The following is a 17,981-nucleotide window of genomic DNA, read 5'->3' on the forward strand; positions in this document are numbered from 1 at the left end:
TAATTAAGCATAACGTTATCGATGGAATTCACTCAACTAATAGCTATCGAAATAAAAACAACAACTACAGCATTTTATTCACTGACCGTTAAAAGTTTACATCTAAAAAAATTGAGATTCCTATTATATCTAAATAGAAATCTCAATTTATGAGTAACATATGATCACTTGATATCATTCACTGTCGTCGTCTTCAATACTTTCATCTATAGATGGTCTTGAATTATTGAATTCATAATCTAGGTTAACCCAAATAATTTGGTGATTATCAATTTCTGTAACAGTCCAGCGATCATATCCAGTGTCAACATAATCATCTTTTTGTAAATTTGTATTGAGTGATTGTAACCATCCGCCGATTGTATCAATATCTTCAGAGTCATCAAATTCAATTCCAAATTTTTCATTTAAATCATCAAGTAATACACGACCGTTAATTTGATAAGTACGGTCATCAAGCTTCACAATATCATTCACTTCATCATCATCAAATTCGTCTCTAATTTCACCAACAATCTCCTCTAAAATGTCTTCCATTGTTAAAATGCCAGCAGTACCACCATATTCATCAATAATCAAACTAATATGCACATGTTCTCTTTGCATGCGTACAAGTGCATCACTAATTCTTGTAGTTTCTGAAATCATCGGTAACTCATGGATATAATTTGCAATTTTAATTGGCTTACCAGACGCATATTCTGTCAGAAATTCTTTAACATTGATAAAACCTTTAACATGGTCCTTATCACCATCTTCTGTAATTGGGTATCTCGTAAATTGATGTTCTTTTATTGTTTCAAGTAACTCATCCACATTAAAAGGTTCATTAAGCGTAACCATCTGTGTACGTGGCACCATAATGTCTTTAGCATGACGTTCATCAAATGAAAAAATATTCTGCATATATGCAAGTTCTGTTTGGTTGATTTCTCCGCCGTTATAACTATTATTTATAATAATTTTAATTTCTTCTTCTGACATAGCATCTGTTTGCGCATCTGGGTCAAAACCGAACATTCTAACAATGACACGAGAAGATCCATTCATTAACCAAATTAAAGGTTTCATAATATTTCCGAAGTAAAATAACGGTCTTGAATATAATAAAACAAGTTGTTCAGTATGTTGAATCGCGAAAGACTTAGGCGCTAGTTCACCTAATACAACATGTAAATAAGTCACGACAATAAATGATACAACAAATGAAATGGTTGTAGTTAGTGCACCAGGTAGATTCAATAAATCGAATAATGGATGCATGAGTTTTTCAAATGTTGGTTCTCCTAGCCAACCTAAACCTAAAGATGTAACTGTAATACCTAGTTGACATGCAGATAAGTAATAATCTAAGTTGTCTATCATTTTCTTAACGATTTTTGCACTTCTATTGCCTTCTTCAACTAATTGTTCAATTCGCGTTGATCTCACTTTAACAAGTGCAAATTCTGATCCAACGAATACCGTTGTTAATGCAATCAAAAGAAAAAATGTGATTAAACTAATTATGGTCGAAGTTTCCAATTAATTCCCTATTTCTAGGGATTCACCTCCATATGATATGTGTCACGCATGGGTAACACGTATTTAAATCATCGTACATTAATAAGTGATAACTACATGTTAAGACCTTCCCATCATGACGCCCCCTAAAAAATGTGATTTGTTCCATTTTATCATAAAAGGTTTCTTATATGTTAAACATAAAACCAATACTACATTATAATTAAAATTTTGTAATGATTCAACTTTATCAGTTATCATTAAAAATGATGTATTTCTCCTTTTTTAATGGTAGTTGTTACTCGACATTCATCATCTAACATAGCAATATCTGCATCTTTTCCAATTTTAATACTACCTTTAACATCATCAATACCAATCGCTATCGCTTGATTTAAACTTGTGACTCTCCATAAATGGTCTAAACTATCACCAGTAAATTCCATTAAATTATGTAGTCCCTCATTCATTTTCAGAATACTTCCAGCCAGTGCTCCATTAGTTAAGCGCGCTTCTTTTCCTTTAACAATAACATCTTGACCACCTAAGTCATAGCGCCCATCTGGCATACCTTTAGCTCTCATGGCATCAGTAATCAAATAACAATGTTGGTTTCCTTTCAATCTATAAGCAATAGCTACTGACGCTGGATGTGAATGAACACCATCTACAATCATCTCAGTGTTCAATCCATTATTAATCCACGCAGCACCAAACACCCCTGGTTCACGATGTTGGAATCCAGTTGCGGCATTATATAAATGAGTAATGTGCTTTGCACCATTACTTATCGCTTCATTGGCTTGTTCAAATGTTGCGACAGTGTGACCAATTGAAAAAATGATGTCGTCTTTCATAGCCATTAATGTTTCCTTTGACCCTTCAACTTCTGGCGCGAATGTCATTATTTTAATTAACCCATTTGCTATCTTTTGAAATTTATTAATTTTATCTACTGATGGTCTTTGAACATATTTTGGATGTTGTGCACCTACTTTATGTTCTGAAATAAATGGCCCTTCTAGATGTACACCAACAATTTCAGCTGCACGTGTCTCATCTTGTTGTTGTTGATAGGTAGCAATCGTCTTAAGCGCACGTTCTATATTATCAGTGGATTGCGTCATTGTCGTTGCTAAGAAAGACGTTGCCCCTTCAGATAACAATGATTCAGCTAAATGCTGTAATCCCTCGCTAGACGCATCCATTGCATCTTCACCATAACCTCCATGAATATGAATATCTATAAAGCCAGGTAAAACGTGTTGACCACAGGCATCAACAAGTTTAATCTCTCGCTTTGTTACTGTATGATTTTGAAGAGCACGCTCACCTACGTCTACGATTTTGTCATCTTTGATATGAACGAACCCATTTTCAATAGTTCCATCTTCTGTATAAACTTTTCCATTCGAAATTACATATTCTGACATCGTTGAAACCTTCTTTTCTGTTTATTATCACATGACTCATTGGCTATTTTATTATATATTTCTTAACGTTTCATATCATTTATTTCTATCTATACCCACTGATTTTAGTTTGAAAATTAAATATTAAAAATAAATTGATTATGGTGCAATCTAAATAAAATCATCTCACAAATAATATTAAAGACTGATCATTACACATAAGACAGTTAAAATACTTTTAAAATTATAAGTGAAGTAAAAAATACCCATTAACAACTTCATTTGATAATGAAAGTGTTAATGAGTCAAAATTGAAATGAAAATTATCTCAATAAATATTACTTATTCGTCCATTGCCTCAGATGCTTTAATTTCATTTTCAGTGACTTTAGGTTTTAAGAAGCCATATAAAAATGCTGAAATTAAAGTGCCAACGACTAAGGCAATTAATGTTTGTAAGACGTGAGCTCCATCTGTCCCAAGTATAACGAAAATACCACCATGAGGTGCTTTAATATCTGACCCTAAACCTAAAGCAATCGCACCAGCAACACCTGAACCAACCATCATTGAAGGAATAACACGTAATGGATCGGCTGCTGCAAATGGAATCGCGCCTTCAGTAATAAATGATAAGCCCATTACATAGTTAGGAACAATAGAACCTCTTTGTTCTTTAGTAAATTTTCTTCTAAATATTAACATCGTTGTAGCAATCGCTAATGGTGGAATCATACCACCTATCATAGCTGCTGTAATTGGTGCTGCATTACCTTCAGTTAAAGCAGCTGTAGCAAATACATATGCTGCTTTGTTGAATGGTCCACCCATATCGATAGCCATCATCGCACCAATTACAAAACCAAGTAACATAATGTTCGAACCAGATAAACTATTTAAACCATTTAACAATAAGTAATTTAACCAAGCTGCTGGCGGATTAAAGACGTATATCATTAGCAATCCAGTAATTACCACTGATAACAATGGATAGATTAATGTCGGTTTTAAACCTTCAAGTGCTTGTGGTAATTTACGTGTAATGTATTTAATTCCTTGAGTTAAATAACCTGCTAAGAAACCAGCAATAATACCTCCAATGAATCCTGAGTCACCAGAAACGGCTAACATACCACCAACTAAGCCAGCTGCGAAACCTGGTTTATCTGCAATACTACGGGCAATGAAACCAGCTAAAATCGGAATGATTAAAGCAAAGGCACTATTTTTACCAATATTCCATAATTGTTCAGCAAATGCATTGTATTGAGAACTTTCTGGTTTAAATGAGTTAAGTCCGAATAAGAACACAATTGCCATTATAATACCACCAGAAATAACAAGTGGTAACATATTAGATACACCATTCATTAAGTGTTTGTAGAAAGCTTTACCTGGACTTAACTTTTCCTCACTATCATCATGTTGTTTAGAGCCACCTTGTGCTACGAATGGTTTGCGACTAGTATCTAAAGCTGTGTTAATTAATTCTTCTGGTTGTTTAATACCATCAGCAACAGGTACCTCAACTACATTTTTTCCATTAAAACGATCAGTTTCTACATGAACATCTGCAGCAACAATAATTCCAGTTGCGCGTTCTATATCTTGTTCAGTTAAATGGTTTTTAACCCCACTAGAACCATTTGTTTCAACTTTAATTTTTACATTCATTTTTTCAGCTTGTTTTTTTAATGCATCACGTGCCATGTAAGTATGCGCTATACCAGTTGGACAAGCTGTAACAGCTAAGACATAAGACTCATTACTATCTTGTGCCTGATTTGCTCCAGCAGCTTCATTTTTTTTAGCTTCCGCTTCTTCCTCTTTAGTCGCTTCATCATCCGCTTCATTGATAATTTGTAATACTTGTTCCGGTGATTCAGCATGAATTAATTTTTCACGTACATTTTCATCCATTAGAATACCAGAAAGTTTTGCTAATGCGTCTAAGTGCGTTTGAGCGCCACCTTCAGGTGCAGCAATCATAAAGAATAAGTGTGCAGGTTGCATATCTAAACTTTGATAATCGACACCTTCTTTAGATTTACCAAATGCGATAGCAGGAGCTTTTACTGCAGCAACTTTTGCATGTGGAATAGCAATTCCTTCCCCAATGCCAGTTGTACTTTGTGACTCACGATTATGAATAGCCTCTTTGAAAGATGTAACATCATTTAATTTACCTGCTTTATCTAGTTGATTGACTAATTTATCAATCACACCATTTTTATCTTTAGATGACAAATCCATTGCGATTGTATCTTTAGTTAATAATTCTGTAATTCTCATTCATTTCACTCCCCTTCAAGTACTTTAATCGTAACTTGAGATTTAATTTTTTCTATAGCATCTCTAGTTGCTAAATCTTCTTCGAAAGCAGTCGCTGTTCCAGAGGCTACGGCTTGCTTAAATGCATTTTGAACCGATAAGCCAGATGCTAAGCCTGCCACCATACCTGCAACTGTACTATCACCAGAGCCCACTGTATTAACTACTTTTCCATGTGGGTTAACAACTTTTATACTTTGTTGTTGATCAACATAAATCGCTCCGTCTCCACCTAATGAGATGATGACTGATTGTGCACCCTTTTTAAGAATTTCTTTACCGTATTTAACAACATCCTCATCACTATTGACTGAAGTATTAAACATTACTTCAAGTTCATCTTTATTAGGTTTAATGAAAAGTGGTTGATAAGGTAGGACTGTTTCAACTAAATTCTTCTCTGCATCAACAACAAGTTGTGCTCCAGTTTCTTTAGTGATTTCAGCAATTTGAGCATAGGCATCGTTTGAAATACTATTTGGAACGCTTCCTGCTACTATTACGATGTCTTCACTCGTTGTGTGTTGTATTTGAGTTAATAACGTTTGAAACTGTTCCTTACTAATCTTAGGACCGGGAGCATTGATTTCAGTTTCTTGCCCAGATTTCAATTTCACATTGATACGCGTATCTTCATCAACCTGAACAAAATTAGAATTAATATGACTCTCTTCTAAAATTTTAGTAATGAATTCACCTGGGAAACCGCCTACAAAACCTAACGCAGTTGAATTAACATCTAAAGTTTTTAACACTCTAGATACATTAATCCCTTTTCCACCTGCAAATTTATATGTTTCTGTCGCTCTATTCAATCCTGTTAATTTAAATCCGTTTGTAAACATAATGTAATCGATTGAAGGATTAAATGTTACTGTATAAATCATGACTTTCCTCCTAAAAAATAAAATTGTGTTTTGTATGCATCAGTGACTTTATTCTTTAGTGCCTTTTGAGATGTAATTAATATAGTGCTATCTAATAATGGCACTCTTGCAAAATAAACCTGATTAAATTTAGACTGATCGACTAGTATGTACTTTTCATTAGATAATTTCATAGCTGTTTCTTTAATCAAAGCTTCTTGTTCATCCGGTGTTGTTAAACCATATTTCAAATCAATACCATTCATCCCAATAAATGCACGATCAAAACAGTAACGTCTTAAAGTTTCTAATGCATTTGCGCCTACTGTAGCCATTGTTGTAGCTTTCACTTGACCACCAATCATTAGCATTTTGATTCCATGTTTTAAAAGTTCCTCAACATGCGTCATACCATTTGTTACTACTATAATATCTTTAGCATCGATATATTGAATCATCTCAAATGTTGAAGAACCAGCGTCTAAAAATATACATTCCTTATCTTGTATTTCTTGAGCTGCTTGTTTTGCAATTTCTTGTTTTTCACGTAAGTTCTTAGTTAGTTTTTCCGATAAACCAGGTTCAACCACACGATTTTGGTTCAAGGTTGCACCACCGTGAACACGTTGTAATTTACCAATCTTTTGTAACTTAGATAAGTCTCTTCTAATCGTCGAAGCACTACACCCTGTTCGATCAATTAACTCTTGGAGTGTTAAAAAATCTTTTTGTGCTAATTCCTGTAATATTAAAGTTTGTCGTTTTTCCGATATCATTTTAATCACCCCATCTCAATCACCATTATAATGAGCGCACTTACATTTTTAAATCATAAACTATCAAAAACAATCAAAACAATTCATTTTTGTGACAAAAATAAAAACACCTCATTTTTAAGTTGTTTGATAAAATGCTCTTCAAAACGTCACCCATTAGGTTACTGAGCAAATGAATTAACTTTCAATAATTATAACCTTACCATACAATAAATTAATCTTGTGTGATAGCTTCAATTTGAGCTTGGGTCATCCTAATTAAATCTTCAACTTTAATAATAATTTGCATGCCTCGTTGTCCACCGCTTACATAGACTTTATCTAAATGTAGAGCAGATCTATAGTTGTTTGAAATTGATGTTTCATTCCAATTGGCGAACAACCACCTCTAATGTAGCCCGTAACCTGTTTTAGTTGATCTAATGGCATTAAATTAAGTTTTTTCTCATTAACAACATGCGCTGCTTGTTTCATATCTAAAGTAGCGTTGACTGAGATTACAAATACATAGTGATCATGATTAGCATTTTCTAACAAGAGTGTTTTAAACACTTCTTCAACCTTTGCACCAACTCGTCGAGCAATTTCTTCACCATGTTGATGTTGATCTGTTACCTCATATGTGTTCATATGATAATCAACTTTTGCTCTATCTAAAATACGCATTGCATTGGTCTTTTTAGTTTTAGACATTTACTCACCTTCTAAATTTTATCAATCGTTAGTTTATCTTAAACATGTTTAGTTTCAAAATCATTTGAAATAAATTTGAAAATGAGTATAAAACAACAAAATCACTCTTCCAGTAAAGTTTGAAAGAGTGCTTTCTATTGATTATTTCCAGCATGCGCATTGACAGTGCCATCTTCATTTACAGTAATTTTAGTTTTCTGATGACTGTTAGAATTTGAAAATGAATATACTGACGTAGATGGTTGACGGTACATGTATTCCATCTTGTAATTATTATTTAGATGATTTTTGGCATAATTAAAAGCAATAACGTTACATTCTTGTGTCGTAAAACTGTCATGTGTTTGTTCATGACTTGTCTTATGATTAAATTGATAATCAATTCCTGTCGCATCAGGTTCTTTTTTATCTTTTTCTGACGCTTTAGGCAATGTGATTTGAATCTAAACCCAATGTATTCTCTATATACGAAACTTTATTCACTTTTGTAAATGTACAAATCGTTTTATGTACTTTAGCTAAAGCATTTTGATTCGTTGCTAAAAATAATAATATCATTAAACAAATTGATAAAGTGATTGCCACAATACTCAACAATAGTTTTTTCAATTTCATCTCCTTACCCACATTTCTCTTAATATTTCCATCTATCTTAACATAATAATTTTTATAAAAAGATATGTAGGTTGCAATTTAAATAGATTGTAATATTTGTAACAGTAACATTAAAGAAGTTGTTATTTTTGTTACATAAGAAATGTATATTACATCACTGTAAACGCTAGTATCCCACGTTTTCTTAAAACTTAAAAAAGTCGTTCATCATTAAGTATTCTTACGTTTAGCTCTTAGCCACTTTTCAATAAATATAATAACTATTCCACTTAAAGAAACGCTAATTGCCATATACAAAGGAATCTCTATATTCACATCAAACAACGATCCTGCAACTAATGGGCCAATAAAATTTCCCATACTAGTAAATGTAGAATTTAAACCGCCAGCAAATCCTTGGCGATTGCCTGCTATATTTGAAAAGTAATTAGTCAAGGCCGGTCGTATCATATCAAAACCAATAAATACTATAAAGCTGATAAACATAATCGTCCAATAACCATTAGCAAGAACAAGCATCGTAAGTACCACTGCTGAATAAATTAAAGACCATGCAATAAAATTAAGTTCTGATAGGAATTTCATAACCTTATCAAAGAAAAAGATTTGGAATAATGCACCAAATATACCACCACCTGTTATAGCAATTGAGATATCCTTCGGAGAATAGTGTGCTTTATCTGAAGTATATAAAGAGAATAATGTCTCAAATGCAGATAGACCAAATGCTAAAACAAGCGTCAGAATCACTGGAGTAATAAATACCTTCCAATTGATTTTCTTTAATAGTTCAGGCTGATATTGATGAAAATCATCTGTCGTTCCCTTTTTAGGATTGTGAATGAATAGTAATGACATTACAAATGCAATGGCACCAAGAAAGCCCGCAAAATAAAAAGGTAATCTATGAGAAATCTCTGCTAAAAAACCACCAAACCCTGGTCCTAATATAAAACCTGAATTAATAATCGCAGACATATAGCCAAAGTTTTTAACTTTATCAAAACTAGAAGAAATATCCGCAATCATGCCAGTTACCCCAGGCATAACCATACCAGCACTGAATCCGCCAAGGATGCGAGAGATGATTAATATCGTAAAATTCTGTCCTCCAGCAAACATAAATTCAGATACTGAAAAAAGTATCAGACCAATGCAAATAATAAGTTTTTTATCTAATTTATCAGCCAATGTTCCACCAAATGGTGATGTCACCATTTGTGCTAATGCAAACGCAGCAACAAGAACCCCTAAATCACTTCCCTTTAACCCCAAATCTTTTAAATATACCGGAAGCACAGGTATGACTAAACCAATGCCTAAAAATATTAGAAATATATTAAAATAAAGCGTAAACAATTGTTTTTTCATATGATAACCTCCTCTCCTATCTATAATATAATCCTTCTTCGATTAAATTTTTGTATATATCATTCATTTCATTGTTATTTTAATCTATTATCTTTCAGTCATATTATTTAAATATTTAAAAGTTTCTACATTGTATACTATTTTAGTACCATATTACAATTAAGTATACATTAAATTATAAGCAATTTATTTACTTTATTTGTATAATTGAGTTGTAGTGAGTTAAATCAGTAAATATATCATCATGTACAAACATCAAACTTTTTAAATACAAAATTATAAGTATATAAACTTTATTTGACAATTGCTTGTCTATGTCACTGATTATTTATCTTCTAACAAACCTTAAATCATTTGATAAGCCCTGTATCTAAAGTTATGATTAAAACTCGACTATCAAAAATTTAAGAAAGTAGTGTATTACATTGCAGCCTCGTTATTTTGCAAGAGTATACTTTATCATTTTATTTATTATTTCAATTGCAGAAACTAGAGTGTTTAATTTTATGACACTTAATTTATTTTTAGCATACATACCATTCGAACTCTGTTTACTGTTAAAGTTATTTAAACCTAAAAAATTGTGCGAATGGCTACTATTTATTATTTTTGGAGTAGTATTTTTACTTTTAGTCCCAAACACGTTCTATATGATTACAGATTTAATCCATTTGAACCAATTTCAATTTAACTTTTTAGCAGAATTAAATTTAACCGAATGGGTGTATTTCACTTATTTAATGCTAGGCATTTTCTTAGCGATGTATCTAATGATTCTTATATTTATAGAATTAGCACACTTTACATCTCATCTCTAGTTGAACAGAGCGTTAATCATTTTACTTATGTTTTTAAACGGTGTAGGTATTTATATAGGAAGATTTTTAAGACTCCATACTGTCTATTTCATTAATGAACCTCTAAAAATTGTGACAGAAGTGCTTTCAACATTTAATTTTAAAACTTTATTATTTGTAATATTAATGATAATGATGCAGGGAACTATCGTCCTCTTTGTCAAAGGGGTAAGATTACAAAAATGATATTTAATATTTTATTATCAGTTATTATCGTTGTAATTCAATTGATAATAGGACATTTTTGTCATGATATTGGTTTTAAAATTTCAAAAAGTATACTATTAATGCTCTTACCACTTGGTATCGGTTTGTTTCTTATGCAAGTATTTTACTATGAACGACGATTTCTAGAATGGAATGTTCCTATTAATATCAAATTAAGACTTAAATACATGTATATACTCACATTATTAGAATATGTAGCTGTGCATAATGCCTGTAATATATTAAGATAGCTAAAAAAGGGATTTAGAATGGATAAAACCCATTCAAATCCCGTTCTTTTAATCTAACGCCTTAAACGCTGACATGACATATTCTCTACTTTTACCATGATCAACCATCTGTTTAGGATAATCTTTACCTAATTCAATACCTTGAGATTGAAGTTGATTTTGATGTTTATGTGTATCATGCAAATATTTAGCATCAATATCATTAAGTTGAGGCACAAAAGTCTTAATATATAACGCCTTTTTATCAAACCGTTCACTTTGACGTATAGGGTTGAACATTCTGAAATACGGTGCCGCATCAGTTCCAGTTGAGGCAGACCATTGCCCCCCATCCACATTAGAAGCTGCATCATAATCTATTAACTTTTGTCTAAAATAATCTTCACCCCACGTCCAATCAATGAATAAATCTTTTGTCAAAAATTGAGACACAACCATTCTCATTCGATTATGCATATAACCTGTACGATTAATTTCTCCCATTGCAGCATCAATAATTGGAAATCCTGTTTTACCTTCTTTCCACAATTTGAAATCACCTTTGTTATAAGACCACTCTAAATTTTGATACTTTTCTTTAAAAACAACATGAGCAGTTTCAGGATAATGTGTCATGAGTACATAATAAAACTCTCTAAAAATTAACTCACGAATAAAAGCTTCATAGTTTTGTTCATCTTTATCATAATTATCTAACAAGTCATTAAATATTTGTTTAATATCGATAAGTCCATAAGCTAAATAAATACTTAATTGACTTGTTAAAACTTCTGGTAAATATTCTCTATTCATTTTGTAATTTTCAATATCTTGATCTAAAAATTTAGACCAGCATTGTTGTGCGTCTAGTTCACTGATACCAAATTTTTCATAATCCCCTTTGATGATTTGTTGTGACTTAACTGCTATCTTCGCAATATCTCTCAAATCATAGCTATGTTCCTTTCTTTTCATTAAATAAGGGCGCCACTTTTTATAAAAACTCGTAAATACTTTATACGGCTCTCCTTGATGATTACGCGTTTTATTAAGTTTAAAGTAATGGTTCGCCCTTAGCGAAACAACCTTGATACTTGCTTTTTCAAATAAATGGTTTTGATGAAGAATATCATAGGTTTCATGATGATAGCTCATAATGTCCCCAGCTATAACGACTTGATGTATGTCTTTATCCTTACAAAAACCAATTAGCTCCTCATATGGCATAATAAATGGCTCAATCTCTTGTTTATTGAGTTCATTCACAAACTTTTGTAATGAACCTTTATAATAATTCGCCTTCATTTCTGACTCTGTTTCAAACTGTTCTTTAGGAATGATTAAATAACATTTATCAATTTTTTCTTTATTTTGAGATACATACTCTAATAAAGGATTACTCTTAAGCCTGAATACTCTATTTAAAATAATACCTATTGCCATTAGCGTTACCACCTTTAATTAAAAGTTTTTACTCCTATACCCTAAAAATTAAATCAACCAACTTAATGAAATTAAAAAAGTTAAGATATCATATTTTGTCGTTAAAATATATTAAAAAATCTCAGAAAGATAAAGTATTAAACCTTTCTGAGACAAATTACATTATAAAACCGTTTGGTTATTGAGTTTTTAGACTAAACCAAGCCATTTCCAATACGTTAAGCTAAATATAAGTACTAAAATATATCCAACAATCGTCAATGGAATTCCAGTTTTCAAGAAATCTTTAACTGTAAATGTATCTGTACCATAAGCAAGCATATTTTGAGGAGCACTTACTGGTAACAAGAAACCAAAACTAATAACAAATTGTTGTATTAATACAAAACCAATTGCATGATCTCCTAGATTTAATGTTGAAGCTAAAGAAATAAATACTGGAATAAGCGCTGAAGCTAAGCTCGTCGCACTAGCAAATCCTAAATGAATTAAAATATTAAATATTGTTATTAGAGCAATAGTTGCAATAATTGGTAAATATTTAAGCCCCATTAGTCCAAATGTCTGATCACTTAGCCACTGTGTTGCTCCTGTTTTAAGCCAAACATTACCAAGAGAAATACCTACTCCATACGATAATTGTGCCCCAAGGTATTTTCTTTTCAACACCCTTCCAAGTAATCACACCAATTTTAAACATCAACATAATACCTAATGCTATTAATGTAATAGACGTAGAATCAGCAGGATGAAGAACCTTTTCAGTAGACCAGAAGAATAATAGTAAAATCGAAATAACAATTAAACGCCATTCTTTAGTACTGACTGGTCCTAGCTTGTTAAGTTCTTCTTTAGTTAATTCCTTTCCACCTTTAATTGACTCTCGTTCAGGTGGCATTACCTTAATCATAATAAAATATAATGCGATTGACATAATAGCTGACCATGGTGCTGCATATAAAAACCATTCTCCCCAAGATACATCACAACCTAAATTTTGGTTGATAAAGTTAATCGCAACAATATTTTGAGCAGCTGCTGTTTTAATAACGATATTCCATATTGAAACAGCTTGGACTGCTGTAATAATAAGTAATGACGCGAGTCTGCTGTCTTTACCCACATTAAATGCTGCAATCATACCAAGTAAAATTGACACGACTGCACCTGCTCGAGCTGTAGCAGAAGGAACAAAAAAGGCTAAAACAATTGAAACTAATATCGCTCCAATCACAATATTTCTCGTTTTATTTCCTACATATAGAAAGAACTAGTAACGCTAGACGCTTATATAAATTTGTCTCTTGCATTGCTGTTGCTAAGAATAATGCAGCAGCTACTTAAAGCGACAACAGATGTTGAAAATCCACTAAAAGCATTATTAGTTCCTAGAATATCGCTTCCTTTTAATATCATATCTCCGCTTTTTGGGTTGCCTAACTTCTCCGTTAAGTTTTGCACAGGACTTAAGACAAGTAGCAATATGATTAATCCTAATATAAGAGTTGCAGACACGGGATATGAGACAGCTTCAGTCACCCACATGATAACTGCAAATGCTAAAATAACTAAGGTTGCTTTCGCCATAATAGGTAAACCTGCTGGAGTAGGTAATAATAAGATTGTTATCAAAATTACAAAACTAATGATAATCCATATAGGCTTATAGCCTTTTTTCTCTTTATTCTGTCGTTGTCCAATGTTCTGAGTCAGTTGATCCCCTTTAGTCATCACAATCGTCTCCTTAGTTTCCAAGATTACATTTTCATTATATCAAGAAAGCGCTTTTATATATTATTTTCAAAAGATCGTCACAAAATTATCACAAATTATACGTGATCCCATTTTACATTTAACTCTTTGAAAAAGCCTACTAAGTTCTCAGTAAATACGAAAATCAATAGTAGACCTTTTATTTGAATTATTTGAATTATTTAAATGTTAAAGCATCTTTGATAGTTTGTACAATGCTCAAAGACAAGTTAATCGCTACTACTCAAACAAAGTCTTTAAAAAGTACAATCTAACTTACCCACAATTTCTTGTTTTAACGATTTTATGGGATGAGTCACCTGTTAACGTCAAAAAAGTCGTTACAGAATTAGCACTTGATACAGGAACTGTATCACCATTACTTAAAAGAATGGAACAAGTCGATTTAATCAAACGCGAACGTTCTGAAGTGGATCAACGTGAAGTGTTTATTCACTTAACAGATAAAAGTGAAATGATTAGACCTGAACTAAGCAACGCATCGGAGAAAGTTGCAACAGCCTCTTCTTTATCTAAAGAAGAAGTAAAAGAACTGAATCGCTTGTTAGGTAAAGTCATCGATGCATTTATTGAAACAAAAGAAAAATAATGTGTTGCTGTCATGGAATTAAAGTTAAAGCCTAAGTTTTAAATACAATTAGCAATGAAACATTCAACAAACGCGCGCCAGATAATGGTGCGCGTTTGTTTATTTATACGGCTTCTTTAATTTCCCCATCCATCATGATGATAATTTTGTCAAAGCGTGGGAGAATATCAAGATCATGAGTTGCAATAACGAGTGTATTCGCAGAGTCTTCAAGTAAATCCATAACTTTTTCTGTATTACTAATATCCATATATTAGCAGAAGTTCTTAACAGTAATATTGCTAAACTTAACCGTTGTATTTCGCCGCCTGACAAGTTGTGACCGTCAAATGAGACAACTCTATCTAAATCTAGATAATCCACTTTAAGAACTCTAATTAAATCTTCATCATTTTTATCTGAAAATAAGTTATGGCGTACTGTACCATAAAACATATCTTGACTTTATAACATCACATTAATCCTATGATATTTTTTAGTATTATCAATGTCATATACTTGCTCACCATTTAAAGTAACTACACCTTTTCTAACTTGGAAAAGACCAAATAAAACTTGAAGTAGCGTGCTTTTACCGGAGCCTGATGGACCAATAATTGCTACTTTTTCACCTTCCTCAATTGTTATATTAATACCGTGGTCGGAGTTTGTTGATTCCAATAACTAAATGTGACATCTTTCATTTCAAATAAAGATAATTCCGAATGATTATTATTTGAAATCCCTGACATTTCAGTAGTTACTGGAGCAATCACTTCATTAATTTCATCAAGAGCTTGATCCGTATCAGCTTTATAAAAAGCTACATTACTCATGGGCACTGCTTGTTCAAATAATGTAAGAACCATCAGAACAATACTTGTAAGATAAACTTCATTTAATTGACCTGTATAAACTTGTTGTGCACCAAGTAGCAAACTCATGAATATAGAAACCATTGCTATTATATTAAGGACATAATCGTATAATGATAAAAACTTTTGTTCCTTTAGTTGCATATAATCATATTTCTTAAGTCGATTGATGACATCATTTTTAAATTGCTCAGTTTGTTTAAAACGATTTAACTCTTCATAACTTTCATTATAATCATAGAAACGTGTTAAAAATTCTCTTTGCTCATGAGAAACATATTGTTTAATTAATCTTACTCTTTTAGCACTTATCCACGGTACAAACCATAACGTTAACATCATGCTTACAGCAATGAGCAGTGCATGTAATGGTGAAAAGAATAGCATTGTGACCAATGACACTAGTGAAGTAAATCCTATTACAATTGGCGGATTGTACACTCTTAAATATATATTTTGCAAAACTTCTACTCGACTAATCATGCGTGTAATAAGGTCACTTGAATTAAATTTACGATATATATCAGGAATAACTGGAAAATAACTTTCGTAAAAATTGGACTCTTACATTTCTCAACATCGTAAAAGTTGTTCTATGAGAAAGTAATCTTTCAACATAACGCGCGATTGCTCTTAGAAAACCAAACATTTTGACAGTTACAACAAGTACCATTAATGCATATAAAGGTGCGCCAAGTGCACTTTGCGTAACCATATAGAGCCACTTAGAAAAAACATTGCTAAAGCAACTAGTCCACCTAATACACCTACAACTATAGCTAAAATTAAGTCTTTATCTATACGAAAATGAATTTGTGATTTCATTAATTATCATTCACCTCACTTTGTGCCACTGAGATTAAAGCATCATTTTCAACAATTTGACCACATTTAAGATATATACGATGTTCAGCTTGTTTAATCGTCGAATCACGATGAACAATGCTGAACACGGTGTTCTGCTTAAAATGTGTGTTAAGAACATTTTGTATGATACGTTCAGTTTCAACATCTAACCCAGTTGCTGGTTCGTCGAAAATGACTACATCAGGTCGCATCACTAATAAACGACTTAACTCAACACGTCTCATATGACCGCCTGATAACATTTCGCCACCTTCACCTATTTGTGTATCAATGCCATTTTGTAGTGAGAGTACCTTATCTATTAAGTTCACTTCATCTAAAACGTGTATAATATCTTTTTCAGAAATATCCTTATTGTACATGGCAATATTGTTTCTAATAGAATCTATAAAAATATATGGATGTTGACTTAAAAATCCTATACTTAAACCATTTACATTAAATGTAATATTCCCTCGTGTAGGAGTGATAGAATGATTGATAAGTTTGGCCAAAGTTGATTTACCAGCACCACTTTGACCAACGATGGCAATTTTTTCACCAGAATATGCAGAGAAAGAAATATTCTTCAATGCCTGCTGTTTACTGTTTGGGTAGCTAAATGATACGCGATTAAATGAAATTTGTTCTGCTTGTTTTGTTACTATTTTGGGGACTGGGTAGTCAAGTTGATTTTCAGATTCTAAAAAGTCAAACACAACATCACTCGCACCTTCACTTTGTTTACCAGTATGAAATGCTTGACCTAAATCTTTGATAGCATTGTAAAATTCTGGTACCAAAATGATAGCAATAGCAGCTGTTAAAAAATTGATGCTATGAAATACGATTAAACTTAGTGCTGCTTCTAGTGCGACCAAACCTACTCCTAACATACTAATAAATTCGAGCATAAGACCCGCTAGAAATGCACTTTTTAGAATACGCATCGTTAGATCTCTAAATCGTGTACTATCCTCATGTAAATGTTGTTCCGTTGATTTAGTTTGATTAAGTAACTTTAGAGAAATTAAACCTTTCGCAGTATTTAGAAATCGTTGGCTAAATTGATTAAGATATGTCATTTGATCTTTGGATTCATCTCTTGTTTTCAGTCCAAAAATAATATAAAACATCGGAATAAAAGGTGCCGTTACAATCACTATCAACGCAGTAGGTAGATGCACAAAGCACATCGCAATCATGATTGCCATAGAAATCATTACCGATTTAAAAACTTGGGGCAAATAACTATGAAAGAATGGCCCGATTCCGTCTACACTCTCGGTAATAATATTCATTTCCTCACCAGTTGCCCAAGTACTGTTCTTCATTATCACTTTTCTTCTTAAATCATGTTTTACTTTATAAGACATCTTATTTCCCATAAGTTGATTGAACATATTGAATGTTGAACAAGCGATTAGTACCATAATAATGATTAATAGTATAGGAAACGAGTGATTGTTGGTGATGATATAACATATGGCTTAAAAATTGAGAGATAGAAATATTTTGTGCGACGACTGTTAGAGATAAAAAAACGCTCATGATTAACATGAGTGCGGGATACAATTTATATTTAAAAACAATATTTGTTAGTCTTTTCACAATA

Annotated in this window: 10 protein-coding genes and 6 pseudogenes; 3 read left to right on the forward strand and 13 right to left on the reverse strand. The window is 32.2% G+C overall.

What is annotated here, in order from left to right; all coding sequences use genetic code 11:
- Positions 1 to 174: 174 nt before the first annotated feature.
- From DYE57_RS09665 to norA, 8 genes and pseudogenes are all read right to left on the reverse strand, one after another.
- Positions 175 to 1,524 carry a hemolysin family protein gene (locus DYE57_RS09665; protein ID WP_115313842.1) on the reverse strand — a complete coding sequence of 450 codons (1,350 nt, stop codon included), beginning with the start codon at positions 1,522 to 1,524 and terminating at the stop codon, positions 175 to 177.
- Between the two features lie 239 nt (positions 1,525 to 1,763).
- Positions 1,764 to 2,936 carry an N-acetylglucosamine-6-phosphate deacetylase gene (gene nagA / locus DYE57_RS09670; RefSeq protein WP_115313843.1) on the reverse strand — a complete coding sequence of 391 codons (1,173 nt, stop codon included), beginning with the start codon at positions 2,934 to 2,936 and terminating at the stop codon, positions 1,764 to 1,766.
- A gap of 321 nt (positions 2,937 to 3,257) precedes the next feature.
- Entirely contained in the window at positions 3,258 to 5,207 is a 1,950-nt protein-coding gene (locus DYE57_RS09675) for a PTS fructose transporter subunit IIABC (RefSeq protein ID WP_115313844.1), read from the reverse strand.
- 5 nt (positions 5,208 to 5,212) lie between these two features.
- Entirely contained in the window at positions 5,213 to 6,133 is a 921-nt protein-coding gene (gene pfkB, locus DYE57_RS09680) for a 1-phosphofructokinase (RefSeq protein ID WP_115313845.1), read from the reverse strand.
- Positions 6,130 to 6,888 carry a DeoR/GlpR family DNA-binding transcription regulator gene (locus DYE57_RS09685; RefSeq protein WP_115313846.1) on the reverse strand — a complete coding sequence of 253 codons (759 nt, stop codon included), beginning with the start codon at positions 6,886 to 6,888 and terminating at the stop codon, positions 6,130 to 6,132. The genes pfkB and DYE57_RS09685 overlap by 4 nt, the downstream gene beginning before the upstream one ends.
- 214 nt (positions 6,889 to 7,102) lie before the next feature.
- Positions 7,103 to 7,581 (reverse strand): annotated as a pseudogene (gene ybaK / locus DYE57_RS09690) (Cys-tRNA(Pro) deacylase).
- A gap of 134 nt (positions 7,582 to 7,715) precedes the next feature.
- Positions 7,716 to 8,196: pseudogene (locus DYE57_RS09695) on the reverse strand (hypothetical protein).
- 210 nt (positions 8,197 to 8,406) lie between these two features.
- Complete coding sequence (gene norA / locus DYE57_RS09700) at positions 8,407 to 9,567, reverse strand: multidrug efflux MFS transporter NorA (RefSeq protein WP_115313847.1); 1,161 nt, start codon at positions 9,565 to 9,567, stop codon at positions 8,407 to 8,409.
- Between the two features lie 425 nt (positions 9,568 to 9,992).
- Between norA and DYE57_RS09705 the strand changes: the two are divergent.
- A pseudogene (locus tag DYE57_RS09705) lies at positions 9,993 to 10,610 on the forward strand (DUF1361 domain-containing protein).
- Positions 10,607 to 10,882 (forward strand): hypothetical protein, encoded by a 276-nt coding sequence (locus tag DYE57_RS09710; RefSeq protein ID WP_115313848.1) that lies wholly within the window; start codon positions 10,607 to 10,609, stop codon positions 10,880 to 10,882. The pseudogene DYE57_RS09705 and the gene DYE57_RS09710 overlap by 4 nt, the downstream one beginning before the upstream one ends.
- A 48-nt stretch (positions 10,883 to 10,930) precedes the next feature.
- Here DYE57_RS09710 and DYE57_RS09715 read toward each other — a convergent pair whose 3' ends face one another.
- From DYE57_RS09715 to DYE57_RS12620, 3 genes and pseudogenes are all read right to left on the reverse strand, one after another.
- Positions 10,931 to 12,304 carry a cryptochrome/photolyase family protein gene (locus tag DYE57_RS09715; protein WP_115313849.1) on the reverse strand — a complete coding sequence of 458 codons (1,374 nt, stop codon included), beginning with the start codon at positions 12,302 to 12,304 and terminating at the stop codon, positions 10,931 to 10,933.
- A gap of 189 nt (positions 12,305 to 12,493) precedes the next feature.
- Positions 12,494 to 13,538 (reverse strand): annotated as a pseudogene (locus DYE57_RS12910) (SLC13 family permease).
- Between the two features lie 53 nt (positions 13,539 to 13,591).
- Positions 13,592 to 14,035 (reverse strand): anion permease, encoded by a 444-nt coding sequence (locus DYE57_RS12620; protein WP_256728392.1) that lies wholly within the window; start codon positions 14,033 to 14,035, stop codon positions 13,592 to 13,594.
- A 217-nt stretch (positions 14,036 to 14,252) separates the two neighbouring features.
- Between DYE57_RS12620 and mgrA the strand changes: the two genes are divergently transcribed.
- Positions 14,253 to 14,666 (forward strand): global transcriptional regulator MgrA, encoded by a 414-nt coding sequence (gene mgrA, locus DYE57_RS09725; protein WP_115313850.1) that lies wholly within the window; start codon positions 14,253 to 14,255, stop codon positions 14,664 to 14,666.
- Positions 14,667 to 14,769: 103 nt separating this feature from the next.
- On the opposite strand, the pseudogene DYE57_RS09730 reads toward mgrA, so the two are convergent.
- Positions 14,770 to 16,345: pseudogene (locus DYE57_RS09730) on the reverse strand (amino acid ABC transporter ATP-binding/permease protein).
- Positions 16,345 to 17,977: pseudogene (locus DYE57_RS09735) on the reverse strand (ABC transporter ATP-binding protein/permease). Before DYE57_RS09735 ends, DYE57_RS09730 begins: the two co-directional pseudogenes overlap by 1 nt.
- Positions 17,978 to 17,981: the final 4 nt, after the last annotated feature.

The organism is Staphylococcus saccharolyticus, from assembly GCF_900458815.1.
In the GTDB taxonomy this organism is placed as follows: Bacteria; Bacillota; Bacilli; order Staphylococcales; family Staphylococcaceae; genus Staphylococcus; species Staphylococcus saccharolyticus.

Excerpts from the sequence above, each read along its gene's own strand:
- nagA (WP_115313843.1), bottom strand. The coding sequence starts at position 2,936 with ATGTCAGAATATGTAATTTCGAATGGAAAAGTTTATACAGAAGATGGA.
- DYE57_RS09675 (WP_115313844.1), bottom strand. The coding sequence starts at position 5,207 with ATGAGAATTACAGAATTATTAACTAAAGATACAATCGCAATGGATTTG.
- pfkB (WP_115313845.1), bottom strand. The coding sequence starts at position 6,133 with ATGATTTATACAGTAACATTTAATCCTTCAATCGATTACATTATGTTT.
- DYE57_RS09685 (WP_115313846.1), bottom strand. The coding sequence starts at position 6,888 with ATGATATCGGAAAAACGACAAACTTTAATATTACAGGAATTAGCACAA.
- norA (WP_115313847.1), bottom strand. The coding sequence starts at position 9,567 with ATGAAAAAACAATTGTTTACGCTTTATTTTAATATATTTCTAATATTT.
- DYE57_RS09710 (WP_115313848.1), top strand. The coding sequence starts at position 10,607 with ATGATATTTAATATTTTATTATCAGTTATTATCGTTGTAATTCAATTG.
- DYE57_RS09715 (WP_115313849.1), bottom strand. The coding sequence starts at position 12,304 with ATGGCAATAGGTATTATTTTAAATAGAGTATTCAGGCTTAAGAGTAAT.
- DYE57_RS12620 (WP_256728392.1), bottom strand. The coding sequence starts at position 14,035 with ATGACTAAAGGGGATCAACTGACTCAGAACATTGGACAACGACAGAAT.